General features: G+C 66.8%; 21 protein-coding genes. 11 read left to right on the top strand and 10 right to left on the bottom strand.

Annotated features, from left to right (window positions below; genetic code table 11):
* Positions 1 to 149 precede the first annotated feature (149 nt).
* Together QX010_RS28655 and QX010_RS28660 are read left to right on the top strand one after the other, a co-directional pair.
* Positions 150 to 1097 (top strand): sensor histidine kinase, encoded by a 948-nt coding sequence (locus tag QX010_RS28655; protein ID WP_315801181.1) that lies wholly within the window; start codon positions 150 to 152, stop codon positions 1095 to 1097.
* A 373-nt stretch (positions 1098 to 1470) separates the two neighbouring features.
* Positions 1471 to 2484 (top strand): NAD(P)-dependent alcohol dehydrogenase, encoded by a 1014-nt coding sequence (locus QX010_RS28660; protein ID WP_315801180.1) that lies wholly within the window; start codon positions 1471 to 1473, stop codon positions 2482 to 2484.
* Between the two features lie 84 nt (positions 2485 to 2568).
* On the opposite strand, the gene QX010_RS28665 is transcribed toward QX010_RS28660, so the two are convergent.
* The 6 genes from QX010_RS28665 to QX010_RS28690 form a co-directional block, all read right to left on the bottom strand.
* Positions 2569 to 3483: a DMT family transporter gene (locus QX010_RS28665; protein ID WP_316183093.1), complete on the bottom strand. Its 915-nt coding sequence runs from the start codon at positions 3481 to 3483 to the stop codon at positions 2569 to 2571.
* Positions 3484 to 3851: 368 nt separating this feature from the next.
* A complete protein-coding gene (locus QX010_RS28670; protein WP_315801178.1) occupies positions 3852 to 5024 on the bottom strand; it encodes a M20 aminoacylase family protein in 1173 nt (390 codons plus the stop codon).
* Between the two features lie 193 nt (positions 5025 to 5217).
* The gene (locus QX010_RS28675; protein WP_315801177.1) at positions 5218 to 5430 is read right to left on the bottom strand and encodes a hypothetical protein; all 213 of its coding nucleotides are present in this window, start codon (positions 5428 to 5430) and stop codon (positions 5218 to 5220) included.
* Between the two features lie 84 nt (positions 5431 to 5514).
* Positions 5515 to 7260 (bottom strand): CYTH and CHAD domain-containing protein, encoded by a 1746-nt coding sequence (locus tag QX010_RS28680; protein WP_316183094.1) that lies wholly within the window; start codon positions 7258 to 7260, stop codon positions 5515 to 5517.
* A 240-nt stretch (positions 7261 to 7500) separates the two neighbouring features.
* The gene (locus QX010_RS28685) at positions 7501 to 8454 is read right to left on the bottom strand and encodes an exopolysaccharide biosynthesis protein (protein ID WP_316183095.1); all 954 of its coding nucleotides are present in this window, start codon (positions 8452 to 8454) and stop codon (positions 7501 to 7503) included.
* A 28-nt stretch (positions 8455 to 8482) separates the two neighbouring features.
* Positions 8483 to 9460: a TerC family protein gene (locus tag QX010_RS28690; protein WP_316183096.1), complete on the bottom strand. Its 978-nt coding sequence runs from the start codon at positions 9458 to 9460 to the stop codon at positions 8483 to 8485.
* A gap of 556 nt (positions 9461 to 10016) precedes the next feature.
* Here QX010_RS28690 and QX010_RS28695 point away from each other — a divergent pair.
* Together QX010_RS28695 and ftsH are read left to right on the top strand one after the other, a co-directional pair.
* On the top strand, positions 10017 to 10970 hold the full coding sequence (locus QX010_RS28695; protein WP_315801173.1) for a lipid kinase: 954 nt from the start codon (positions 10017 to 10019) through the stop codon (positions 10968 to 10970).
* Positions 10971 to 11036: 66 nt separating this feature from the next.
* Positions 11037 to 12884 (top strand): ATP-dependent zinc metalloprotease FtsH, encoded by a 1848-nt coding sequence (ftsH, locus tag QX010_RS28700; RefSeq protein ID WP_315801172.1) that lies wholly within the window; start codon positions 11037 to 11039, stop codon positions 12882 to 12884.
* 81 nt (positions 12885 to 12965) lie between these two features.
* Here the strand turns inward: ftsH and QX010_RS28705 are convergent, their stop codons facing one another.
* Entirely contained in the window at positions 12966 to 13508 is a 543-nt protein-coding gene (locus QX010_RS28705; protein ID WP_316183097.1) for a cytochrome b, read from the bottom strand.
* Between the two features lie 275 nt (positions 13509 to 13783).
* Here QX010_RS28705 and QX010_RS28710 point away from each other — a divergent pair, with 275 nt between their 5' ends.
* Together QX010_RS28710 and QX010_RS28715 are read left to right on the top strand one after the other, a co-directional pair.
* On the top strand, positions 13784 to 16216 hold the full coding sequence (locus QX010_RS28710) for a DUF2235 domain-containing protein (protein ID WP_316183098.1): 2433 nt from the start codon (positions 13784 to 13786) through the stop codon (positions 16214 to 16216).
* 132 nt (positions 16217 to 16348) lie between these two features.
* On the top strand, positions 16349 to 17113 hold the full coding sequence (locus QX010_RS28715) for a hypothetical protein (protein WP_316183099.1): 765 nt from the start codon (positions 16349 to 16351) through the stop codon (positions 17111 to 17113).
* 27 nt (positions 17114 to 17140) lie between these two features.
* On the opposite strand, the gene purB is transcribed toward QX010_RS28715, so the two are convergent.
* Positions 17141 to 18448 carry an adenylosuccinate lyase gene (gene purB, locus QX010_RS28720; protein ID WP_316183100.1) on the bottom strand — a complete coding sequence of 436 codons (1308 nt, stop codon included), beginning with the start codon at positions 18446 to 18448 and terminating at the stop codon, positions 17141 to 17143.
* A gap of 281 nt (positions 18449 to 18729) precedes the next feature.
* Here purB and QX010_RS28725 point away from each other — a divergent pair, with 281 nt between their 5' ends.
* Entirely contained in the window at positions 18730 to 18903 is a 174-nt protein-coding gene (locus QX010_RS28725; protein ID WP_316183101.1) for a hypothetical protein, read from the top strand.
* Complete coding sequence (locus QX010_RS28730) at positions 18900 to 19487, top strand: TetR family transcriptional regulator (protein ID WP_316183102.1); 588 nt, start codon at positions 18900 to 18902, stop codon at positions 19485 to 19487. The genes QX010_RS28725 and QX010_RS28730 overlap by 4 nt, the downstream gene beginning before the upstream one ends.
* Before the next feature lie 85 nt (positions 19488 to 19572).
* Here QX010_RS28730 and QX010_RS28735 read toward each other — a convergent pair whose 3' ends face one another.
* Positions 19573 to 20220 (bottom strand): response regulator transcription factor, encoded by a 648-nt coding sequence (locus tag QX010_RS28735; RefSeq protein WP_316183103.1) that lies wholly within the window; start codon positions 20218 to 20220, stop codon positions 19573 to 19575.
* A gap of 10 nt (positions 20221 to 20230) precedes the next feature.
* The gene (locus QX010_RS28740; protein ID WP_316183104.1) at positions 20231 to 21589 is read right to left on the bottom strand and encodes a histidine kinase; all 1359 of its coding nucleotides are present in this window, start codon (positions 21587 to 21589) and stop codon (positions 20231 to 20233) included.
* Between the two features lie 195 nt (positions 21590 to 21784).
* Here QX010_RS28740 and QX010_RS28745 point away from each other — a divergent pair, with 195 nt between their 5' ends.
* The 3 genes from QX010_RS28745 to QX010_RS28755 are packed head-to-tail and all read left to right on the top strand — an operon-like array spanning position 21785 to position 23837.
* A complete protein-coding gene (locus QX010_RS28745; RefSeq protein ID WP_316183105.1) occupies positions 21785 to 22564 on the top strand; it encodes a MotA/TolQ/ExbB proton channel family protein in 780 nt (259 codons plus the stop codon).
* Positions 22561 to 23232: a hypothetical protein gene (locus QX010_RS28750; protein ID WP_316183106.1), complete on the top strand. Its 672-nt coding sequence runs from the start codon at positions 22561 to 22563 to the stop codon at positions 23230 to 23232. The genes QX010_RS28745 and QX010_RS28750 overlap by 4 nt, the downstream gene beginning before the upstream one ends.
* Entirely contained in the window at positions 23229 to 23837 is a 609-nt protein-coding gene (locus tag QX010_RS28755; protein WP_316183107.1) for a hypothetical protein, read from the top strand. The genes QX010_RS28750 and QX010_RS28755 overlap by 4 nt, the downstream gene beginning before the upstream one ends.
* The last annotated feature ends 195 nt before the right edge of the window (positions 23838 to 24032 follow it).

The raw sequence follows: 24032 nt of genomic DNA on the forward strand, positions 1-24032 counted from the left end.
AAGGTGGCTTCTCCCACGGCGCGGCATGATGCGGTCCGGCGATGGTAAAAGGGACGGCTGAACGCAACGACACTGCAAAAGTTCCTAAAATTTTTGCACCTGAGTGGCAGTTCCTTCAGCTTGTTCCCGGCGGCGTCGGGCGATAGACGTTGCGCTCGGGGTCAGTCGTGCGAGTGGGTCAGCGTTTCTCAGATTGGATCGGTCGGGGCAGACAGTGGTCGGCGACCACGTTTCTGCTCACCACGTTTGCTGTCGCGATTTCGACCGCAGGCCGGATCGGGTTGGATTTCGCCGGCGCGACGCTGCCCTACGCGACCTTCTATCCCGCGGTCGTGTTCGCCGCGCTGCTCGGCGGCATTCCCGCGGCCATTTTTGCCGCCTGGCTCTCGGCGACGGTGGTGCTGGTGGGCTTCACCGACCGTCCTGATCATACCGAGGCGGTCAACCTCGTCGGGTTCCTGAGCACTGCGGCGCTGATCATCTGGCTTGCGCATCTCTGTCGCGGCGCGCTGATCGAGCTGAAGCGCAGCGAGCATGCGCGCGAATTGCTGCTCGGCGAGCTGAGGCACCGCGTGAACAATCAGCTCGCGCTGTTTCAGGCGATTGTCAGATCGAGCCTGTCGGGCGAGGATCGCGCCAAGGGAGAAGCGATCGCGCTGCGGCTCGATGCCGTCGCGCGCGCCAACAGTCTGGCCTGGTCGGATCACCGCCTGATGACCTTGCGCATGCTGCTCGACGTCGAGCTGCAGCCGTATCGCGCCTCCGGCGCGGTGACGGTCGAGGGGCCGGACATGCCGCTGGGGCCGGAGGCGGTGCGCAACCTCGCGCTGGTGTTTCACGAGCTCGCGACCAACGCCGTCAAATACGGCGCGCTGCGCGGCCCGGGCGGACGGCTCGAGCTGCAGATCGCGCAGGAAGGCGGCCGGGGCACCGTGGCCTGGCGCGAACTCGGTCCGCACCCGATCGAGCCGCCCGGGAAAGAGGGGTTCGGCACGCGCATGATCCGGGCAAGCCTTGCGGCGATCGGCGGCAGCATCGAGCAGGATTATCGCGACGAAGGTCTGGTCTGCCGGATCAGGTTCGAAGCGGCGATGTGACGGAGTGTCGTCGGTCGGTGTGCGGTTCCTCGCAGGCGTCGCATGTCTCGCGGCGCGCGGCATGGCTGCGATGCGAAACGCGCAGCAGCGCTGCCGCGTATGTGTTCGATGGAACGACGCGACATGCTTCTGCTGGCTGGATTGCTGCTGCTCTCGATCACCATCACCTGGGTTGGCACGGAATATGTGCTGAACCACGTCGTGATTCCGCTGATCGAGGACTGAGAGCCGCCGGCGCCGTGTCCATCGGATAGGCGCGGGTTCGCGTCGTTTGTCCGTCGCGCGGAACGCACTCGGCTTGATCGCCGGCACGAAACGCTTCACCATTCCCGTCAGAACAACAAGGCGGCGCCGCAGGGGCGGGAGACATCCGATGCAATGTTACGAGCTGCAGGGGCCCGGCGGAATCGATGCGCTGGCGCTGGTCGACAAACCGGTGCCGCAGCCGGGGAGAGGCGAGGTGCTGGTGCGGCTGACCGCGGCGAGCATCAACTATCGCGACCTGCTCACGGTGAGGGGCGGCTACGGCTCGCGGCAGAAATTTCCGCTGGTGCCGCTGTCCGACGGCGCGGGCGTGGTCGAGGCGGTCGGTGAGGGTGTCGCGGCGTTCGCGGCCGGCGACCGTGTCATCGGCAGCTTCTTCGAGAGCTGGACCGGCGGCGAGCCGAGCGAGGCGAAGATGCGCGCGGCGCTGGGCGGCGCCGTCGACGGCACGTTGACGCAGTATCGGGTGTTTCCGATGCAGGCGCTGGTGCGGACGCCGGCGCATCTCACCGACATCGAGGCTGCGACCTTGCCCTGCGCCGGCGTCACCGCCTGGAGTGCGGTGATCAAGCTCGGCGGCATCGGGCCCGGCCAGACCGTGCTGACGCAAGGCAGCGGCGGCGTCTCGATCTTCGCGCTGCAGATTGCGAAGATGGCCGGCGCGCGGGTGATCGCGACGTCGTCGAGCGAGGCCAAGATCGCGCGGCTGGCGGCGCTCGGCGCCGACGTGACGCTGAACTACAAGCAGGTGCCGGACTGGGGCAAGAAGGCGCGCGAGATCACCGGGCAGGGCGTCGATCTCGTGGTCGAGGTCGGCGGCGTCGGCACGCTGAACGAATCGATCCGCGCCACCCGGATCGGCGGCACCATCGCCTTCATCGGCGTGCTTGCCGGCGCCCCGGCCTCGGAGCTGCGGCTGCCGCTGATGGTGATGCAGCAGCAGCGGCTGCAGGGCGTCACGGTCGGCGCGGTCGATGATCTCCAGGCGCTGGCGAACGCGCTGGCGCTGCATCAGGTGAAGCCGGTGGTCGATCGCGTGTTTCCGTTCAGCGAGGCACGCGAGGCGTTCCACTACATGGCGAGCGGCGCGCATCTCGGGAAGGTCGCGATCGCGATCGGGTGAGGCGTGGTTTGCTCGCTCCGCGTAGCCCGGGCGAGCGAAGCGACCCCGGGCAACCGTCCCCGCATGTCGCTGCGCTCATGCGGGCTACGACGCTTCCCGATCTTTCGTGACCGCCTTGCGCACCGGCATCGTCATTGCGAGCACGCCGATGATGATGCAGCCGAGCCCGATCCACGCCGTCGGCGCGAGGTGCTCGCCGAGGCCGGCGACGGCGATCGCAACGCCGATCGGCACCCGCAGATAGGATTGCGCGGTCGCGCCGATCGAGCCGAGCGTCTGCACCAGGCGGAAATAGATCACCATCGCGGCGGCGGTCGAGACGGTCGCGAGCGCGGTCAGCGCCAGCACCGAGCGCAGCGACGGTGCCAGCGCCCATGGATGGTCGACGACGAGCGCGACTGGTATCAGCACCGCGGCGCCCGACAGCAGCGATCCCGCGGCCGGCAGCATCGGATCGAGCCCCTTGAAGCTCTTGCCCAGGATCGCAGCGCCGGCATAGCAGATGGTGGCGGCGACGATCGCGAGCTGGGCCCATAATTGCTGGCCAAGCCCGTGCAGCGCCTCGACGCCGACGATAAGGCTGGTGCCGGCGAGGCCGGCCGCGACGCCGATCAGCTTGCGCAGCGTGACGGGCTCGTGGCGCGTGACCAGCGCGGTCAGAAGGAAGGTGAAGATCGGCGAGGTCGCGTTCAGGATCGTGGCGAGGCCTGCCTCGATGGTGCGCTCGGCCCACGCGATGAGCGTGAATGGAACGACGCTGTTGAGGCCGGCCTGGATCAGAAAGCGTTGCCAGATCCTGCGCTCGCGCGGCCAGGCGAGGCCGCGGCTGCGGATGATCGCGGCCAGCAGCAGCCCCGCAATCAGCGTGCGCGCGGCGATCAGGGTCAGTGGCGGGATCGTCTCGACGCCGATCCTGATCAGGGTGTAGGAGGCGCCCCACAGGGCGGAGAGCAGAAGCAGGAGGGCGAGGTCTCGGAGGAGGTCGGAGCTGCGCTGCATATGGGCCTCGCGGACGGAGAGGGAGCCCTTCTCCTAGCCGCTGGCCGCGCGCGACGTTTCGATAGGGAGCGAACTGTTCCTTTGGAGTTCGAAGCGCACGCCAGTCTGGTTCGCGCACTGCGCCCCTGGGTCGCTTCGCTGGCGCTCGCGATGTCGGAGCTTGGAGGGCTTCCGGTGCCCACCACCGGCGTCATTGCGAGCGAAGGAATCCAGTCTGTAGGGTGGGCAAAGGCGCGGCCGTGCTGTTTCGTCGCGTGAGATCGTGGTGGCGCCGTGCCCACCATCTCGCCGCGGAGAATGCCGCGCGACGGTGGGCACGCTGCCGCCTTCGGCGGCTGCTTTGCCCACCTTACGTTTTCGTCAGCCGATCAGTTCGCCGGCATGCTCTTCTCGACCAGCTTCACCCAGTACGACGCACCGGCGCTGAGGATGTTGTCGTTGAAGCGGTAGGCCGGATGGTGGCACTCGTTGCCGGGACCCATTCCGAGGAACACGAACGCACCGGGGCGGGCCTCCAGCATGAAGGCGAAGTCCTCGCCGCCCATCAGCGGAATGGCGCGGTCGTTGACGCGCTCCTGGCCAGCGATCTCGCGGGCGACGTCGGCGGCGAAAGCCGCCTGCGCAGGGTGGTTCATCGTCACCGGATATTTGCGCTCGTAGATCGCTTCCGCCGAGCCGCCATAGGCGCGCGCGGTGGCTTCGGTGACCTCGACGATCCGCTTCTCGACGAGATCGCGGATCTCCGGATCGAGCGTGCGCACGGTGCCGAGCATCTCGACCGTCTCGGGGATCACGTTGAAGGTGGTGCCGCCGTGAATCGAGCAGACCGAGATGACGGCGGATTTCAATGGGTCGACGTTGCGGGCGACGATCGATTGCAGCGCGTTGACGATCTGCGAGGCGATCAGGATGCTGTCGATCGCCCGGTGCGGGCCGGCGCCGCCATGGCCACCCTTGCCGGTGACCTTGATGTGGATCGCGTCGGCCGAGGCGAGCATCGGTCCGGGCGAGATCTCGAAATGGCCTTCGGGGACGCCCGGCATGTTGTGCATGCCGTAGACCTCCTGGATGCCCCAGCGCGTCATCAGGCCGTCGTCGACCATCGCCTTGCCGCCGGCGCCGCCTTCCTCGGCCGGCTGGAAGATGACGATCGCCGTGCCGTCGAAATTGCGGGTCTCGGCGAGATATTTGGCGGCACCCAGCAGCATCGCGGTGTGGCCGTCATGGCCGCAGGCATGCATCAGGCCCGGCGTCTTCGAGGCGTAGGGCACGCCCGAGGTCTCCTCGATCGGCAGCGCGTCCATGTCGGCGCGCAGGCCGATGGTCTTGCCGGAGGCCGACTTGCGGCCGCGGATCACGCCGACCACGCCGGTGCGGCCGATGCCGGTCACGACCTCGTCGCAGCCGAATTCGCGCAGTTTGTCGGCGACGATGCCGGCGGTGCGATGCACCTCGTACAACAGCTCGGGATGTTCGTGGAAATCGTGGCGCCAGGCGGCCATTTCGTCGGAGAGAGCGGCAATGCTGTTGAGGATGGGCATGAGGACCGGATGACTCGCTGAAGTGGAATGGGACGCTGCAGTGATGCGGCCAGACCGGCCGGCAGCACCGCGCTGTCACCGACTATGACCCGGTCAAAAAAGCCAGGCAAGTTGCGCCCGGCCATGGTGCCATGCGCAGATGCGCGGTCATCTCGACCGACCATGCCGGTCGTTCCGGATTTCGGAACGGGAGTCAGGCGAGCGGAGCGGGGGCCGGCACGCGCGGGTATTTGTGCTCGGGCGGCACCTCCAGCCGGAAGGCCCGCAGCTTCGGCTCGTCCCACGCCGCCAATGGCGTCCCGCAGACGCCGCAGTCGAACCGGCCGGCCGAGCCGACCGCGGATGTCGATTCCGCGATCTCGTAGGCGGCACGGCAATGAGGACACGTCACGCTGGATATCTTCATGGGATCACGCTCCTACATCTCTCGCCCGGATGTCTTGAACCAGATCAATGCGGTCCATGAACCGACGTCATCGGCCTCCGGTCGTCACGCCTCCTCGGCCTCCCACGGCGTCGGCGCCTTGGTGAAGGCGCGCCACGCCTCGCGCAGCGGCTCCTCCACGCCCGCCATGGCATGCGACTGCCAGCCGGTGATCGCGGCGGCCGCGATCGCCGCGTCGGTGGAGGTGGTGCCGAGGGTCTCGATCACGCCGGCGGTGACCGCCATGTCGTTGTAGTGGCCGAGCTGCTCCTGGAAGCCGGCGAGCGTTCTCGCGTATTTCTTCGCCGATTTGCTGGCGCCGTAGAGCGGCAGCAGGAAGTCGATGCTGTAGCGCAGCTTCTTCAGCGCAAGACGCAGCCGGTGGCGGCGCTCGGCCGGCAGCTTCTTGAAGCGGCGACCGCGCTTGAGCACCTTCTGATGGCGCTCCGACAGGACGGGCCCGGCGAAATCGATCGCGGGCGCGGCGAGGCGTCGGAGATCGTCGGGGGAGACGTCGTTGCGCCAGCCGCGGGTCTCGATCCATTCGCCGAGGCCGAGCACGAAAGCGGCGCAGCGGCGCTCGGCAAGCGCGATGCGCAGCGTGCGATAGGCGAGCTCGCGCCGCCGCTCGGCGAGCGCGCGAAGGGAGTCGAAGCCTGCGACCGTCGGGCAGGCCTCGGCGATCTCGGGCAGCGTATCGGTCAGGAACACGTCGAGGTCGCGCGCCGCCGACAGGCCCTGCGCCAGCCAGCGCGCATCCGCCTCGAGAGCGTCGAGCGTCGCCGAGGTCCCGAGCGGCCGCATCAGGTGCAACGCGGCACGCAGGCGGCGCAGCGCCACCCGCAACTGATGCACGCCTTCCGGATCACGGCCGTCCTCCGCCGCAGGCATCGCCTGCAACAGATGATGCAGGCTGCCGCGCAGGACGATCGCAAAGCTCTCGTCCAGCGACACCGCTGGATCGAGGCACGGCTTGCGCGGCTTCTCGGCGCCGGGAGCCTTGCCCGTGGCGAGATCGAAACCGCGCGCCGACTTGCTGCGGATCGAAGGCCGGATCGCTCCGTGATCGCCGATGCGCTGTGCGATCTCGTAGATGGCGGCGGGGTTGCCGCTCTTGAGCTCCAGCTCGATCTCGCTCACGATCTCGCTGTGCTCGGCGGCCTTGATGACGCCGCTGTCGAACGCGATCTCGATGGTCGCGCCGGGCACGTCGAGCATGCGCGCATGGCGATGCACGTCGGCCGTGAACACCGCTTCGAGCGTTGCATCGGCCAGCGTCGCGCGCAGCTCCTCCGGCAGCAGCGCGGCCGCCAGCGCCGGATCGGGCGCCAGCGAAGATACATTCGCCTCCCATTCGCCGCGCTTGAGCGGATCGTCGCAGTGCTGCGCCTTCACGGTCTGCACGAAGCGCGAGCCGCTCTGGCGCACCCGCAAGGTGAAGCCGTTCTTCCACAGCGTGCGCTTTGGCGTGTCGTAGTAGACCGAGGTCAGATGCTTGCGCGAGCCCTTGTTGCGCGCATGCGCGATGACGACCGGCGCGTTGTTGAAGCCGGCGAGCTGATCGGGTGGGACGAGAAGCTTCAGCTCGATCTCGTGGCCGCTGCCGGCCGCCGGATCCGGCAAGGACGGCGCTGCGGCGTCCACGCTGGGCGCCGTGGCATCACCCTGCGTGACCGCATGATCGGCAAGGTGCTGCGCAGTCAAGCTGTCGGCGGCGCCGCCGGGATCGCTGCTCGCCGACTCGCCACCCTCCCGCACGCCGACCGCATGGCCATCGCCGTGGATCGACGCCGGTGCGTTCGAATCGGGCATGTGTCGATTCTGTAACCGTTTAGTGACAGTCATCTCTCGTATAGCTGCAGCCGGCACAAAGGGACAGTGGCATTTCTCGCAGGGCGTCGATGATACGCGACGCGTCGGCGCTTACCGGTCGCATTTTTTGTTGCCGCTTCAATGACAAGTGCTCGCGCTTGCGCGGACAGGCGCTCACGGAGATATGTCCGTCGCAGCCGCAATGCACCGTCGCGCGGCCGCGCTGCCACAGCGGGAACTTCAGATCGAGCCGGTGAGCATGAAGCGCGTGGCGACGAAGACGGCGGCTGCGGTGGTCGCAATGCTCGCGGCGGCCACGAGGCCGCGGCCGCGACGCGCCAGCGCGCGGGAGCGCTCGCGGGGATCCTGCGCCGGATCGTAGGATGCGCGCCGGCTGCGGCGGTGGCGCACCGCCTGCACCCAGAGGGCCAGCGCGGCGATGCCGGTTGCCACTGCAAACACGGTTGTCACGCCGGCGGCAAAGCCGAGATCGACACCGATGCTTTCCAGCATGGCCCGCAGTTGCACCGCAAGCCGTGCCAGGAGAGTTGCGGCATAATCGGCCGCCGCGGCGCCGGTGTAGAGCAGAACGGCCGTCCACACCACGGCGGCCATTGCAATCAGGATCGACACCAGCACCGCGAGGCCGTCGCCGGCCATGAAGCCGATCGAGGCAGCGATCAGCGCCAGCGCCGGCATCACGTTGCCCATCGGGATCGGCAGGATGATGGTGACGGCCATCAGCAGCAGCGGCAGCGCGAGCAGCATCCGCGCCGGCCGGCCGGTCAGCCAGACCAGCCGGTCCTCGCGCAGGCCGCGTTCGGCATAGCCCGCCCAGTCCAACCCGGCGCGGATGATCTTACGCAGCAGCCGCTGCGGCACCGGCCGGCGGCGCAACTGCTCGGGCAGCCACAGCCGCTCGGCGCCGAACAGGATCTGCAACGCGACCAGCGCGACAAACGTGCCGAACACCATGCCGAACGGGCCAGGCAACGGGATCAGCGCCGGCAGGGTCAGCAGCAGCAGGGTCAGGCCGAGACCTTCCGATTCCAGCCGGTCGAACAACTCGCCGATCGACGGCTCCTCGGATCGCACCGTGCGGGCGATCGCGAGCAGCCGGCGGCTGATCGGCCCGTTGTGACGGCGCGGCGCCGAGGAGTCCTCATCGTCGGATGTGACATCATTCATTGCCACGCAGCAACCTCATGTCCTCTGACCTGCCTCACTTCATCGGCTCGACCGCAGGCCGCGTCTTCCACAGCGAGTAGGCGATGCCCGCGCCGAGCAGACCGAAGGTGATGCCGAGCGAAATGGCGGGCGGAAACTTCTCGAGCCCGAGCAGGTCGGCCAGGAAGATCTTCGACCCGATGAAGATCAGCACCGCCGCCAGCGCCAGCTTGAGATATTGGAAGCGATCGACCATCGCGGCGAGCGCGAAATAGAGCGCGCGCAGGCCGAGGATCGCGAAGATGTTCGAGGTGTAGACCACGAACGGGTCGGTCGAGATCGCGAAGATCGCGGGCACCGAGTCGACCGCGAAGATGACGTCGGCGAACTCGATCAGGATCAGCGCCAGGAACAGCGGCGTCATGAACCAGGTCGGCTTGCCGCGCGCGTCAGGCTGGCGCACGAAGAAGCGCTCCTCGTGCAGGCGGTCGGTGACGTCGAAGCGGCGGCGCATCCAGGCCAGTGCCGGATTGGCGCCGACGTCGTGCGGCTTGTCCTTGAACACCAGCATCTTGACGCCGGTCGCGACCAGGAACAGCGCGAACAGATACAGCACCCAGCTCGCCTGGGCGACGATCGCGGCGCCGAGGCCGATCATGATCGCGCGCAGCACGATCACGCCGACGATGCCCCAGAACAGCACGCGGTGCTGATAGGCGCGCGGGATCGCGAAATAGCTGAAGATCATGGCGATGACGAAGACGTTGTCCATCGCCAGCGCCTTCTCGATCGTGAAGGCGGTGAGATAGGCGGTGCCGGCCTCGGCGCCGAGCTGCCACCACACCCAGGCGCCGAAGGCCAGGGCGAGCATGATGTAGACGGCGCTCATGACGAGGCTCTCGCGGACCGAGATCTCGCGCGTCTTGCGATGGAGGATGCCGAGGTCGAAGACGAGGAGGGCGAGCACGATTGCGAGGAAGGCGAGCCACATCCAGACGGGCTTGCCGGCAAACGCGATGAACAGGAATTCCACGACGGGTCCTCTTAATCAGGCCGGTGAGATTGATGTCAGGTCCGACATCGTGAGCGCACCGGCAGCTTCACCAGAGGGGCCCGGACCAGGGGTAGGCGACGGACGTAGGTGTGTGCCGATTGGTTTTCAAGAGCCCGCGGTTTGCGTCAACGTTCAGCAAGATGAACGGCGAGGTGCGACAGAGTGTCTGCCACCCCGGCAGGCGTCTTGCAGGCGGGCGTCGGTCAACTAATTCCAGAGGACCGGAGATCCGGGCCCCTCTGATAGTCCCCGGGACTATGATGTCGGACTCTCTTTCATGACCGATACCGCTGACGGTATTGCGCGCTTTGGAGCGCGGAGGAGTTTGACGAGATGCGGCCACACGCGTCGCTTGTAGCTATCGGCCCTCGCGGCTCTCGCCCCCCACTTCACCATCCCGACAATCGTCATCCGCGTGCCTTCCGGAATCCTCCGGTTGGGGCCGGGATCGTGATGGAACCGGAGTGCCTGCTCGCCACTTTGTATGGAACCCGCGCGCCGAGGCGCGCTGGCATCTTGTGTACGGGAGACAATCGTGACCACGGGGGGTGACCAGGTATCGATCGCGAAGGCGCCGCCGTCGCGCCCCGCCGTGGCAACGCGCCGCCTCCTGATGATCATCAACCGCGGCAGCCGCTCCGGCGGCGAGGCGGCCGGCATTGCCGTGTCGCGGCTGAGCGCGGCCGGCTATGATCTCGTGATCTCGGCACCGCATAGTCCGCGCGAGGTGGCGCCGTGGATCGAGGCCCATGCCGACGACGCGGAGGCGGTCGTCGTCGCTGGGGGAGACGGCAGCCTGAACGCGGCTGCGCCGGCGCTGGTCAGGACCGGCCTGCCGCTCGGCATCATTCCGGCCGGCACCGCCAACGACCTTGCCCGTACGCTCGGCCTGCCCCAGGACATGGAGGCCGCGGTCGACGTGATCGCCGCCGGCCATCGCCGCCGGATCGATCTCGGCGAGGTCAACGGCCATCCGTTCTTCAACGTCGCCAGCCTCGGCCTGAGCGCCGAGCTCGCGCGTCAACTGACCAAGGAGACCAAGCGCAGGTTCGGTCGGCTCGGCTATGCGGTCACGGCGCTGAAGGTGCTGACCAATGCCCGGCCGTTCCGCGCGATGATCGTGTCGTCCGACGGCGCGGTGCGCGTCAAGACGCTGCAGATCGCGGTCGGCAATGGCCGCTACTACGGCGGCGGCATGGCGGTCGACCACCGTGCCGAGATCGACGATTCCCACCTCGATCTCTATTCGCTGGAGATCGGCCGCGTCTGGAAGCTCTTGGCGATGGCCTATGACTTCCGCAGGGGCCGCCACGGCCTGTGGCAGGAGGTGCGCGCATCGCGCGACACATCATTCGAGATCCGCACCCGGCGGCCGCGCCCGATCAATGCCGACGGCGAGCTCGTCACCTTCACGCCGGCGCGCTTCTCCGTGCTGCCGCGCGCGGTGGCGGTGTTCGTGCCCAAGGCCGCAGCGCAGGACCGCACCTGAGGGCGGCGCCGGATGATCCGCAGGTTGCGGCCGCCCGTTTTCGACTGATCACCGATCGAGAGACCCATGACCAAGCAGACCCGCTTCAATCTCTGGTACGCTGTTGTCGCGATCTTCGTCGCGATGATGATCCACAATGCGTGGACGAGCTATCGCCAGGTCGCCGTCATTCCCTACAGCCAATTCCAGGATCTGCTCAACGCCGGCAAGGTGAAGGAGGTCGGCGTCTCCGAGAACTATCTGGAAGGCACGCTGAAGGAGCCGCTGCCGAGCGGGCAGACGCGCTTCGCGACCACCCGCGTCGACCAGGAGTTCGCCAAGGAGCTCGCCAAGGCCAACGTCACCTTCACCGGCCGGGTCGAGAGCAACATTCTCGGCGACATTCTTTCGCTGGTGATGCCGATCGCGCTGTTCTTCGGCGTCTGGTACTGGCTCTCGCGGCGGATGATGGGCGGCGCTGGTGGGCTCGGCGGCGGCTTGATGCAGATCGGCAAGAGCAAGGCCAAGGTCTATGTCGAGGCCAACACCGGCGTCCGCTTCGAGGACGTCGCCGGCGTCGACGAGGCCAAGGACGAGCTGCGCGAGATCGTGTCCTTCCTGAAGGATCCGAAATCCTATGGCCGGCTCGGCGGCCGCATGCCCAAGGGCGTGCTGCTGGTCGGCCCGCCCGGCACCGGCAAGACCTTGCTCGCCAAGGCGGTCGCGGGCGAGGCCGGCGTGCCGTTCTTCTCGATCTCGGGCTCCGAATTCGTCGAGATGTTCGTCGGCGTCGGCGCGGCGCGCGTGCGCGACCTGTTCGAGCAGGCGCGCGCCAAGGCGCCGGCGATCATCTTCATCGACGAGCTCGATGCGCTCGGACGCGCCCGTGGCATGGGCCCGTTCGCGGGCGGCCATGACGAGAAGGAGCAGACCCTCAACCAGCTCCTGGTCGAGCTCGACGGCTTCGATTCCTCCACCGGCCTCGTGCTGCTCGCGGCGACCAACCGGCCGGAGATTCTCGATCCGGCGCTGCTGCGCGCCGGCCGCTTCGACCGCCAAGTGCTGGTCGACCGTCCCGACAAGCCGGGCCGCATCCAGATTCTCAACGTGCATCTGAAGAAGGCGAAGCTCGCCGCCGATGTCGATCCGGAGAAGGTGGCGGCGCTGACGCCGGGCTTCACCGGCGCCGATCTCGCCAACCTCGTCAACGAGGCCACCCTGCTGGCGACGCGGCGCGGCGCCAACGAGGTGACGCTCGATGATTTCAACAACGCGATCGAGCGCATCGTCGCAGGGCTCGAGAAGCGCAACCGGCTGCTCAATCCGAAGGAGCGCGAGATCGTCGCCTATCACGAGATGGGGCATGCGATCGTGGCGATGAGCCTGCCCGGCACCGATCCCGTGCACAAGGTCTCGATCATTCCGCGCGGCGTCGGCGCGCTCGGCTACACCATCCAGCGTCCGACCGAGGACCGCTTCCTGATGACGCGCGAGGAGCTCGAGAACAAGATGGCGGTGCTGCTCGGCGGCCGCGCCGCGGAGCTCGTGGTCTACGGCCATCTGTCGACGGGCGCCGCGGACGACCTCCGCCGCGTCACCGACATCGCCCGCTCGATGGTGACGCGCTACGGCATGTCGGAGCAGTTGGGCTCGGTCGCCTATGAGCGCGACAACCAGTCGTTCCTGGCGCCGGGCGCCTCGCGCAGCGCCGACTATGGCGAGGCGGCCGGCGACGCGATCGACGCCGAGGTGCGCACCATCGTGACCGCAGCGCTCGAGCGCACCCGCAAGCTGCTGCAGGACAAGCGCGACGTCCTGGAGCGCGCCGCGCGCCGGCTGCTGGTCAAGGAGACGCTCGATGAGAGCGAATTGGCCGCGCTGCTGAAGCAGGACCAGCGCGCCGGCGATCTCGTCGTGGCAGCGAAGCCGATCTAATGGGTCTCCTGCTCGTCGGTTGATCGATGAGCATGACGGGCGAGAGTGATCATTCTACGACGAGATGCGACGCGCCTACGCTCACCGCCGCGGCCACATCCGGGCCAAGGTCTCGTCCTTCTTGACGAACGCGTGCCAGAGCGTGGCCGCGATGTGCAGGCCGACCACGAGATAGACCAGATAGGCCAGCGTATCGTGCGTGACCTCGCCGGCATGGGCGATCGCCTTGTCGCCGGCGAACAGCCGCGGCCAGCTGAAGGTTCCGAAATAACGCAGCGAATAGCCGCCGGCCGACGAGAACATGTAGCCGGTCACCGGCATCACCAGCAGCACGGCATAGAGCGCCCAGTGATTGAGCTGCGACAGCGCGCGGACAACCGGACCGAACGCCGCGGGTGCGGGCGGGGCGCTGGTGCGGGCCCGCACGATCAGCCGGGCGATCGCCAGCAGAAACAGCGTGATGCCGAGCGACTTGTGGATTTCCAGGAGCTCGCGCCGTGGCGACGTCCCCGCCGGCTGCAGCCCGCAATACAGGCCGATCAGCATGGCCGCGATAAAGAGCAGGGCGGTGGCCCAGTGAATCCATCGCAGCAGGGGATCATAGGCGGTCGTCGTCTCGATCATATCCGGGTCTCGCACGCGCAAGGGAGCGGCCTGCATAAGACCACGCTGGCGCGATGTCGAAGGATCAGAGGTCGACGTCCTCTCGCACGACAACTGGATGAGGGTCTCTCTCGATCATTTCTGGGTGATGCGAGCTGCGCGGAGACGGTCGCTGCTGCGATCCCGAGAGTAATCTGACAGGCCGAGCAGCCCAAGTCGCTCGCGCGGGGATTGCGCCTTGCTTTTATTACAATTGGGTCCCAAGCTCCGCTCCGGCATTCTGGTCGGGGGGCCTCATGTCCAACTCTGCTGCGAGAAACATCGTGCTGCTGTCGGATGGGACCGGCAACAGTGCCAAGGCCTTGTTCAAGACGAATGTCTGGCGGCTGTTCCAACTGCTCGATCTGCGCGATCCCAGCCGGCAGATCGCGTTCTACGACGACGGCGTCGGCACCTCGTCGTTCAAGCTGTTCGCGGCGCTCGGCGGCATCTTTGGCTTCGGCCTGAAGCGCAACGTCATTGCGCTCTATAGCTTCTGCTGCCGCAACTACCGGCCTGGCGATCGCATCTACTGCTTCGGCTTCAGCCGCGGCGCTTTCACGATCCGCATCGTGGCGGCGATGATCGCGGGGCAGGGGCTCGTTCCCTACAACAACAATGACGCTGATCTGGCACGGTTCGCCGCCGATGCCTATCGCCGCTACCGCCGGCGCTACAACAGCGGCATCCTCCGCTATCTCGGCAGGATCGGCCTCGATCTCCGCGGGATCCGCGATTGGGGAATCCGCAAGCTGCGCAGCTGGCGTAACCTGCCCCCCGAGCCGCCGCCCATTCAGGTGGAGAGCATCCATTTCGTCGGCATCTGGGACACGGTCGACGCCTATGGCGGTCCGATCGAGGAGATGACCCGTGCCATCGATTATTGGATCTGGCCGCTGTCGATGCCAGACCAATTCATGAGCTCGAAGGTCCATCGCGCCTGCCATGCGCTCGCGATCGAGGAGGAGCGCGATGCGTTCCGCCCGGTGATCTGGGACGAGCGCTACGTGTGGGGGCGTGACGAGGCGGTGCCCGGCCGGAGTGACAAGAAGGACTGGCTGTTCGGCATCGATCACGATCCACGCAGCGAGGCCGCGAAACGCGCCGACCCGCCGCCGCATCTGCGCACCGATCTGCCGGCCAGTGACCGCGAGCGCATCAGCCAGGTGTGGTTCACCGGCGTGCACTCCGACATCGGCGGCGGCTATCCGCAGGATGGTCTGTCCTATGTGACGCTCGACTGGATGCTGGACCGGGCTCAGGCCTATGGTCTCGTCTATCTCGACGAGCGGCGCAGCCTGCTCTACGACCCAGAGATCGATCCGCTCGATAAGCTCAACGACTCCCGCAAGGGGCTTGCGGCCTATTACCGCTACAAGCCGCGCAATCTGCGCGAGATCTACGACGCGCCGCCGTACAAGCTCTCGCTGCGTTACGATATCAGGCGCATGAAATGGCTGCTGCATTCGCCGTTCAAGCCGCAGACGGAGCTTCTGGCCGGCGATCTGCATCCGAGCCTGCCACAGCCGCCGTTGCCGCCGGCGAAGCCTGTCATCCACCACACCGTGTTCGAACGCATCCGGTCGGGCACCGATCATTATGCACCGGTCGTCGTGCCGGCCAGCTACCGCGTGACCGACGACTCGGGCACATCAGCCGATGGTCTGCATCCGTGCGATCAGGGACGCGCGCGGATACGCGTCCAGGATGACGTCTGGAACTGGGTGTGGCTGCGCCGCGTGGTCTATTTCGTCACCATGTTCGCGCTGCTGTTCGTCGCGGCGATCCCATACGCCGTCATCTATTGGCCGCGCTTCCTCTATGTTCCGCTGCATGTGGTGGGCGATCCGGCGGTCAACGCGGCCGCTGCGTTCCTGCCAAAATTTCTCGACCCCTGGTTCGTCGCGTTTCGGGATTCGCCCGGTTTCCTTTTGATCGGGGTAGCTGTGGCGCTCGGCTTGACGTCGTGGGGCACCTCGCTTCAGCAGAAGATCCGCGATACCGCACGCATCGCCTGGAACGATCCGTCACGGCACACGCCGGTGACCGGCTGGCGCGCGACGGTCTATTCGCTGCGCCGCCAGGGCTGGTATGTTGCCGGTTTCTATCTCCTCAAAACGTGGATCTTCCCGTTCGCCATCATGTTCTGGCTGTTCTGGTGGCTGGGGTTCGGCGCGGCCAATACGGCCGGGCTGTTCTGCAAGGAGACGCTGAGGCCGACCGAAGTCGAGCAGACAGAGATCGGCGCGTACCCTGGTGGAAGCATTCGGCCAGTGTTCGAGACGCGTCACCATTGCTATCCGACGGCGCTGACCGTGGCGCAGGGCGAGACCTATCAGATCGTGCTCGACGTCGGGGAGGCATGGAGCGACGGCGGCATCCCTGCGACTCCGGCCGGCTTCGGTTACGGCACCTGGACGCAGCTGCCGGGGATACCCTTCAAGCGCCTGATCTGGTCGAACTGGTTCGCGCCGATCGTGCGGGTGGGGAGCACGGGGCTCGAGGAGCATCTCCCGGCTTTCCAGCAGGAAACGCCCGGCAGCCGCCGCTGGACAGCCAGGTTCACGGCCCGCAGCGATGGGGAGGTGTTCGTCTACGTCAACGACACGTCCATCCTGTTTCCTTGGCTGTTGTATCGATTCTACTTCAACAACAAGGGTAGTGCGGTCGTCTCGTTGAAGAAACTGTAGCTGCGCGCGCCGCCAGGTCTGGCATCGCCACGTCGAGCGTGACGACGTCGCGCTGCGGATGTGTGCGGCACGGACTGGCGTCGGCGCGGGGACAGGGTAGGATGCAGGCAAAGGTCGCCTGCGAGGAGTGCCATGACCCGACGAAGCTGGACCGGATGGATCGCAAGCCTGGCGCTCGCCGCCGTCACGTTCGCCGGAGCCAGCGCCCATGCCGCCGAGCGCACGATGTCCTGGGACAGCGGCTGCCGTTTCACGGTCCGGTACGATCCCGCCAAGCACGACGAGACGCGGCTGCGCAACACCGTGCGTCTGCTGTTCGGCCCGTCCGATTTCGAGTCCCCGGGCACATTGCCGGCGTTCGAGCCGAAGGCGGTCGCCGCGCTCGACCCCGATAAGATCGATCGCACCTGCAAGGCTGCGCTCGACGCCGCCGCCCGGCTGGAGTTTATCGCGCTGCCAGGCGTCGACGACTATCGGCGCGCCAGGGTGGCGGAGCTGAAGGACAGCTGCGATTTCGAGCTGGCCCAGACCCGCGGCTTCAAGATGCCCTCGGCATTGCGCGACTATCAGCCTGCCGCCGCCTGCGCACGCTTCGTCGACGCGATCGAGGGCAAGACCGACCTGCAGCAGATGTTTCGCCAGACCGTGGCGCAGGGCTGCGCCAACAACGCCAGCCCGCAGGCCTGCAACGCCCGCTATTCTGCCGAAGCCCAGAAGGCGGACGGGCAGGAGCGCATGCGGATCTACCTCGTCAATTTCGGCTGGACCAATTGCGCTGTCAACTACAACCTCCGCAACACCGGCGCCAAGAAGATGGAGGCGATGCGGAGCGCGCTCGAGACTCAGTTTCGGAAGATGTTCAAGGTCAAGCAGGACAAGTGCGAGGAGGCGGACTGACGCGACGTCCGCCTGCCCGACACGGGATCACGCCTCCCCGAACACGCGCTTGAAGATCGTGTCGACGTGCTTGAGGTGGTAGCCGAGGTCGAACTGCTCGTCGATCTCGGCATCTGTGAGATACTTCTTCACCTCGGCATCGGCCTTGAGCAAGGTGCGGAAGTCGCCTTCGCCGCGCCAGACCGGCATCGCGTTGCGCTGGACGAGCTTGTAGGAGTCCTCGCGGCTCGCCCCCTTCTGGGTCAGCGCGATCAGCACGCGCTGCGAGTGCACGAGGCCGCCGAGCTTGTTGAGGTTCTTCTCCATGTTGGCCGGGTAGACCAGCAGCTTCTCGATCAGGCCGGCGAGGCGCATCAGCGCAAAGTCGAGCGTGACGGTGGCGTCGGGGCCGATCATGCGCTCGACGGAGGAGTGCGAGATGTCGCGCTCGTGCCACAGCACGACGTTCTCCATCGCCGGGGTCACATAGGCGCGCACCATGCGGGCGAGGCCGGTAAGGTTCTCCGACAGCACCGGGTTGCGCTTGTGCGGCATCGCCGACGAGCCCTTCTGGCCCTCCGAGAAGAACTCCTCGGCTTCGAGCACCTCGGTGCGCTGCAGATGGCGCACTTCGGTCGCCAGGCGCTCCACGGACGAAGCGATGACGCCGAGGGTCGCAAAGAACATCGCGTGGCGGTCGCGCGGAATCACCTGGGTGGAGATCGGCTCGGGGCTGAGGCCCATCGCCTTGGCGACGTGCTCCTCCACGCGCGGATCGATCTGGGCGAAGGTGCCGACGGCGCCGGAAATCGCGCAGGTCGCGACTTCCTTCCGCGCGGCGACCAGGCGCTCGCGCGCGCGAGAGAATTCGGCATAGGCATAAGCGAGCTTGAGACCGAAGGTCACCGGCTCGGCGTGGATGCCGTGCGAGCGGCCGATGGTCGGCGTCATCTTGTGCTCGAAGGCGCGCGTCTTCAGCGCCGCCAGCACGCGGTCGAGATCGGCGAGCAGCAGGTCGGCGGCGCGGGTGAGCTGGACGTTGAGGCAGGTGTCGAGCACGTCGGAGGAGGTCATGCCCTGGTGCACGAAACGCGCCTCGGGGCCGACGATCTCGGCGAGATGGGTCAGGAAGGCGATGACGTCGTGCTTGGTCTCGCGCTCGATCTCATCGATGCGGGCGACGTCGAAGGTGGCGTCCTTGGCTTTGGCCCAGATCGTCTTGGCGGCGTCCTTCGGGATCGTGCCGAGCTCGGCCAGGGCGTCCGCCGCATGCGCCTCGATCTCGAACCAGATCTTGAACCGGGTCTGCGGCTCCCAGATCGAGGCCATTTCGGGACGGGAATAGCGGGGGATCATCGACGGCGCTCCGAGGCGGGAGGGAAGGTGGGCGGGACCAAGCGTCCGCGCCGACATTTTACGCCGCGCTTTACCAGAGCGGCCGGATCGACACAAACGGCGGTCTTTCCGGCGAGCTGGCGGCTCAATTCAAGACTATAATACCATTTCTCAAAAATCGTGCTGACAGATATTGAAATCTGTCAGCGCGATGATGTATATCGATTGTGCCACCGTGCTTAAGACCAACTTCCACTGTCTGACCTTGGGTTCAGCGGTTTCAACTGCGAAGGACCGCTTCGATGAAGATTGAAAAGCGATTGTTGCACTCACAATTTCAGGACTGGCTGAATCTCCAGGTCGCGCGTCACCTTGAGGCCCAGGCCGCCAGGTTTCGCGCGCCGTCGTCCGCCGACCGGGCTGAGACGATCCAGATCAAGGCGCATACGTCCGACGCCGATATGGTGCACGCATGAATGAGGCCGTGGTTCTGACATCCGAGCGCATCCTCGAAGTTACCGAGGATGTGTTGCGCCGTTATGGGCTCGCCAAAGCGACGGTCGTCGACGTCGCGAGAGCGCTCGATGTCAGCCACGGCTCCGTTTATCGTCACTTTCCCAGCAAGGCCTCGCTGCGCGAGGCGGTTGCCAAGCGCTGGCTCGAGCGGGTCAGCGCGCCGCTGGCGCAGATCGCGGCGGAGCCGGGCCCCGCGCCGGCGAAGCTGGAGCGCTGGCTGCGCGAGCTGTTCGGCGCCAAGCAGAAGAGGGTCTGCGAAGATCCGGAGATGTTCGCGACCTATCTCACCCTGGCGCGCGAGGCGTGCTCGGTGGTCAAGGCGCACAAGCAGAACCTGATCGCCCAGGTCGAGGGCATGATCGCGGAGGGCGTCGCGCAGGGCGCGTTCGACGTCGCCGATCCAAAAGTTGCGGCCGCCGCGATCTTCGATGCGACGAGAAGTTTTCATCATCCGGCCCATGCCGACGAGTGGAGCGAGTGCACCTGCTCGGCCCGAGCCGATGCGGTGCTGACGTTGTTGTTGCGCGGGCTTGCGGCGCGTTAGCCAAGCGTAGCCCGCATGAGCACAGCGACATGCGGGGTCATGCCGGGAGCGCGTGAGACCCCGGATGTCGCTTCGCTCATCCGGGCTACAGATCCGTCAGCCCGCTCGTGACCGCCAGCCGCACGAGCTGTGCGTCCGTCTGCAATCCGGTCTTGGCCTTCACCAGATAATGATAGTTCTGCACCGTCTTGACGCTGAGGTGCAGGTTCGCGGCGATCTGCTCGGTGGTCAGGCCCGAGGCGAACTGGCGCAGGATCTCGATCTCGCGTTCGCCCAACCGGTCCAGCACGGTCTGCTGCGGATCGAGGCTGTCGGCGGCCAGCACATGGGCGACGTCGTCGCTGAGCGCGCGCCCGCCGCTGATCACCATGCGGATGGCGCGGACCAGCGCCGACGGCTCGCTGCTCTTGGTAACGAAGCCGCCGGCCCCGGCGGCGAACGCTGCCTTCACCAGCGGCGCCTCGCCATGCATCGAGAACACCAGGATGCAGGCGCGATTGTCGCGGGCACGGATGTTGCGGATCGCCTCCAGCCCGCTGGCGCCCTTCATCGAGATGTCGAGCACGACCACGTCGGGCGCATGCGCCTTGAACGCGGCATAGGCCGCCGCGGCGCTGTCGGCCTCGGCGATGACGCGAAATCCCTCCTGGCTCTCCAGCACGCGGCGATAGCCTTGCCGGACCACCGGGTGGTCGTCGACCAGCAGGATCGAAATGCCTGTGCGCTCGGGCATCCCCGTTATCTCAGGCGGCCAGTGGAATTGTCGCGGAGACGCTGAGCCCGCGCGCGGCCGGGCCGATCGACAGCGAGCCGCCGACGGCTGCGATTCGCTCGCGGATGCCGGTGAGGCCGAAGCCGCTCGATTGCACCAGCAGTGCCGCATCGCCGCCGCCGTCGTCCTCGACCGAGATCACGAGCGCGCTGTCGGGACCCTGGCGGCGCTCGACCCGCAGCGACACCTCGCTCGCGCTGGTGTGGCGGAGCGCATTGGTCAGGCATTCCTGCGCCATGCGATAGGCGGTCACCGCGACCGGGCCCTGGATGTCGGCGAGATCGCCGTGCAGGTCGAGCCGGATCGCCGGTCGCGCGGCATGCTGATAGTTCTCGGTCAGCGCGATCAGGCCGGCGGCGAGGCCGAGCTCCTCGGTGAGCGGACGGCGCAGCCGGCTCAGGGTGCCGCGCAGGCAGGCCATCAGATGGCTGACGGATTGTGTGATCATGCGCGCATCCTGCGCGACCTGATCGCTGCGGCCGTTGCCGGCGCTTTCGATCGTCGAGGCAAAAGCGAGGATCGCCGTGAGGTTCTGCCCGAATTCGTCGTGCAGCTCGCGCGCCAGCGCCCGCCGCTCCTCGTCGCGGATGTCGAGCAGGCGCTCGGTGAGCGCGGCGCGCTGCTCGTTGGCCTGCGCCAGCCGGTCGCCGAGCTCGCCGACGGCGCGGCCGATCATGGCGAGCTCCATCGAACGGAAGCGCGGCAGTGCGGGGCGGTGGTCGCCCTCGGCCATCCGCTGCAGGGCCTGGACGATGCTGCGCGCCGGCGCCAGCGCATGCGCGATCGCCAGCGAGGCCAGCACGCCGATCGCGATTGCCATCGCCAGCGCCACGCCAAAACTGTCCTGGATACGCAGCCAGGCGAGCTGGATCGCCGCATCGGGATCGGCGATCGCCGAAACGGTTCCCGCCGTGGTGGAGCGCGCGCTGATCGGCTGCGCGACCGCCGCGTGATCGCCGAGGATGGCTTCCACGGCGCCTGAGAACCAGCGCGGCGGCGCGGCGCCGAGGCCCTTGCTCTGGCCGCACAGCGGCTTTTCGAAGGCGGCCTCGGGCTTGAGCTGCACGCAGATGCCGGGCGCGATCAGCTTCATGGTCTCGGTCGTGCGCCAGTCGGGCAGCGGCAGCAGCCGCTCGCGCGACCGGTTGCCGCGCAGCAGAAGCTCGCGCCAATACAGCGCCTCCAGCGCCTGCGAGACCCGGTCGGCCGATGCCGCGGTGGCGCGGTCGACGCTGCGATAGGCGTCGATGGTGACCCATACGGCCGCGGCGGCCAGACACAGCAGCACGATCAGCGCGAGGCGCGCAATGAGCTGGAGCACGAGACGCATGCGATCCTCTCCACGGCTTTTGCCGCAGCGTAACAATGGGCTGGTGCTCCGCCAAGTAAATGCACTGCAGCAAGCCGCAGGTTGGGAAATTTTCCCGAGCGCCTCGAGGCAGATGTCTTTGGACGCTGTTCCGCCGCTCTGCTTAACTCCCTCTGCGAAGCGCCGAACGAAAAGGCGCGCATCGGGAGGTCTTGCATGAGCGTGATCAGCAGTGCCGATCGGGTGGAACCTGCGCGCGATAGCGCCGAGCGCGGGCCGCTGCTGCTCTGGATGATCTTCACCGGCCTCACGATATTCGCCGCCGTGGTGCTCGCCCGCTACGGCTATTTCCACCTGATGGTCGCCTCAGACCGCACCTACATCTCCAGCGTCATCGCCGTGCTCTACGTCGTGACCTGCTGCCATTGCTTCTGGCGCACCAGAGCGATCGCGCGCGAGGCGGATGCAGCGCGGCGCTGCCGCGCCGTGCTGATCGGGCCCGATGCGGCGCGCGCGCTCGAACCTGATGCTCAGTTGCTTCCCAAAGGGCTCGTCACCAACCACATCCGCAGCCTCGTCACCAAGGCGCAAACGCAAGGGGCAGGGCGTCTCGACCAGACCTTGCTGCTGCGGACGCTCGCCGACCGCCTGCGCGGCTCCAACGGCTTCGGCGGCTTCGCCTCGGACACGCTGATGAAGCTCGGCCTGCTCGGCACCATCATCGGCTTCATCATCATGCTGGCGCCGATTGCCGGTCTCGACATCAACGACAAGCTGGCGATGAAGTCCTCGATGGGATTGATGAGCGACGGCATGGCGGTGGCGATGTACACGACGCTCGCCGGCCTCGTCGGCTCGATCCTGGTGCGCATCCAGTACTACATGCTGGATGCGGCGACCGGGCGCGTGTTCTCGGACGCGGTCATGCTCACCGAGACGCGGGTGACACCGCGGCTCGAGCGCGCGATGGATCGCGCGCCGGAGCAGGACGCATGATGGACGATTTCGGACTCTATCCGCGCGAGGAGCAGTTCGACCCGTTCAGCGTGATGCTGTTCAAGGCGTTGCAGATCGTCGCATTCTTCTTCTTCATCGCGGTGCTCGCGATCTCGCCGGACGCCAAGGACGGCAAGGTGGACAGCAAGGCCGAGTTCCTGATCACGATGGACTGGCCGGACAACCATCCCGACGATCTCGACCTGTTCGTGCAGGACCCCGTCGGCAACATCGCCTGGTACCGGCATCGCGAGGCCGGCTTCCTCACGCTCGATCGCGACGACCGCGGCGGCGCCAACGATTTCATCCTGGTCAACGGCCTGAAGATCCCGTCGCCGATCCGCGAGGAGATCGTCACGATCAGAGGCATCGTCGCCGGCGAATACACCGTCAACATCTCGCATTTCCAGAACGTCAGCGGCGCGCCGGTCGAGGCCACGGTGAAGGTGCAGAAGCTCAACCCGACCGCGCAGGTGATCTTCGACGACAAGGTCGTGCTCGACCATTCCGGCGACGAGAAGACCGCGCTGCGCTTCAAGCTCAATGCGGAAGGCAAGGTGATCGACGTCCAGCGGCGGCCGAAATCGCTGCTGGAGACGTTCCGGAATGTCCGCGCCAACGGCGCCGACCTCGATCCCAAGACCGGCGTCAGGATGATCAGGCGATGATGAGCAATCTGCAGACCGTCATCGTCACGCTGTCCGTGTGCTATGCGCTGATCGGCGCGCTGCTCTTGCTGGTGCTGGTCTATGCAAGGCTGCCGTGGCAGGTGAAGGCGGTCGCAGTGATCGTCACCAGCGCGTTCTATGTCGGCAGCTTCGTCGGCGCCCGCGGCCTGCTCGGCTGGGCCAGCGTCGACCGGCTGCCGCGGAGCTTCAAGGTGCTGCAGGTGCGGATCGTCGATCCGCACTCCGTCGAGGGCGATCCCGGCGCGGTCTATCTGTGGGTCGAGGCGCTCGACGACGACAACCGTCCGAGCGGCGTGCCGCGCGCCTATCGCATTCCCTACAGTGACACACTCGCCGACAAGGCCCAGCACGCCGCCGACCAGATCGCGGCCGGTCATCCGCAGGGCGGTCGCGCCGCTGATTTCGGCACCGGCGACGGCGGGGTCATCGACGCCGCGCGCGAATACATCCTGCCGAAGACCATCATCGAGACCGCCGGCGGCGATCCCTCCACCGGCGAGTTCAAGGCCGCCAAGAACGCCGGCGACGGCGTCTCGTTCACGCCACTTCTGCCGCCGCGCATGCCGCCGAAGGATGAGCAGTGAACGGGGCGACGCGGAAGAACCTCCCAGCGGAGAGTCGATAACTCGCCACCGTCATTGCGAGGAGCGAAGCGACGAAGCAATCCAGGGTCCAGTTCGCAGCCCTGGATTGCTTCGCTGCTGTTCAGCCCGGGGACATGGCTGACAGGTGTTCGGAGACATGGTTGACACCTCAAAATTGGCTCGATTCGTCAAGCA

Origin of the sequence: Bradyrhizobium sp. SZCCHNRI1009 (assembly GCF_032487575.1) — a bacterium.
Taxonomy (GTDB): domain Bacteria; phylum Pseudomonadota; class Alphaproteobacteria; order Rhizobiales; family Xanthobacteraceae; genus Bradyrhizobium.

Coding starts and splice junctions, on each gene's coding strand:
- QX010_RS28660 (WP_315801180.1), top strand. CDS start 1,471: ATGCAATGTTACGAGCTGCAGGGGCCCGGCGGAATCGATGCGCTGGCG.
- QX010_RS28665 (WP_316183093.1), bottom strand. CDS start 3,483: ATGCAGCGCAGCTCCGACCTCCTCCGAGACCTCGCCCTCCTGCTTCTG.
- QX010_RS28670 (WP_315801178.1), bottom strand. CDS start 5,024: ATGCCCATCCTCAACAGCATTGCCGCTCTCTCCGACGAAATGGCCGCC.
- QX010_RS28675 (WP_315801177.1), bottom strand. CDS start 5,430: ATGAAGATATCCAGCGTGACGTGTCCTCATTGCCGTGCCGCCTACGAG.
- QX010_RS28680 (WP_316183094.1), bottom strand. CDS start 7,260: ATGCCCGATTCGAACGCACCGGCGTCGATCCACGGCGATGGCCATGCG.
- ftsH (WP_315801172.1), top strand. CDS start 11,037: ATGACCAAGCAGACCCGCTTCAATCTCTGGTACGCTGTTGTCGCGATC.
- QX010_RS28705 (WP_316183097.1), bottom strand. CDS start 13,508: ATGATCGAGACGACGACCGCCTATGATCCCCTGCTGCGATGGATTCAC.
- QX010_RS28710 (WP_316183098.1), top strand. CDS start 13,784: ATGTCCAACTCTGCTGCGAGAAACATCGTGCTGCTGTCGGATGGGACC.
- QX010_RS28715 (WP_316183099.1), top strand. CDS start 16,349: ATGACCCGACGAAGCTGGACCGGATGGATCGCAAGCCTGGCGCTCGCC.
- purB (WP_316183100.1), bottom strand. CDS start 18,448: ATGATCCCCCGCTATTCCCGTCCCGAAATGGCCTCGATCTGGGAGCCG.
- QX010_RS28725 (WP_316183101.1), top strand. CDS start 18,730: ATGAAGATTGAAAAGCGATTGTTGCACTCACAATTTCAGGACTGGCTG.
- QX010_RS28730 (WP_316183102.1), top strand. CDS start 18,900: ATGAATGAGGCCGTGGTTCTGACATCCGAGCGCATCCTCGAAGTTACC.
- QX010_RS28735 (WP_316183103.1), bottom strand. CDS start 20,220: ATGCCCGAGCGCACAGGCATTTCGATCCTGCTGGTCGACGACCACCCG.
- QX010_RS28740 (WP_316183104.1), bottom strand. CDS start 21,589: ATGCGTCTCGTGCTCCAGCTCATTGCGCGCCTCGCGCTGATCGTGCTG.
- QX010_RS28745 (WP_316183105.1), top strand. CDS start 21,785: ATGAGCGTGATCAGCAGTGCCGATCGGGTGGAACCTGCGCGCGATAGC.
- QX010_RS28750 (WP_316183106.1), top strand. CDS start 22,561: ATGATGGACGATTTCGGACTCTATCCGCGCGAGGAGCAGTTCGACCCG.
- QX010_RS28755 (WP_316183107.1), top strand. CDS start 23,229: ATGATGAGCAATCTGCAGACCGTCATCGTCACGCTGTCCGTGTGCTAT.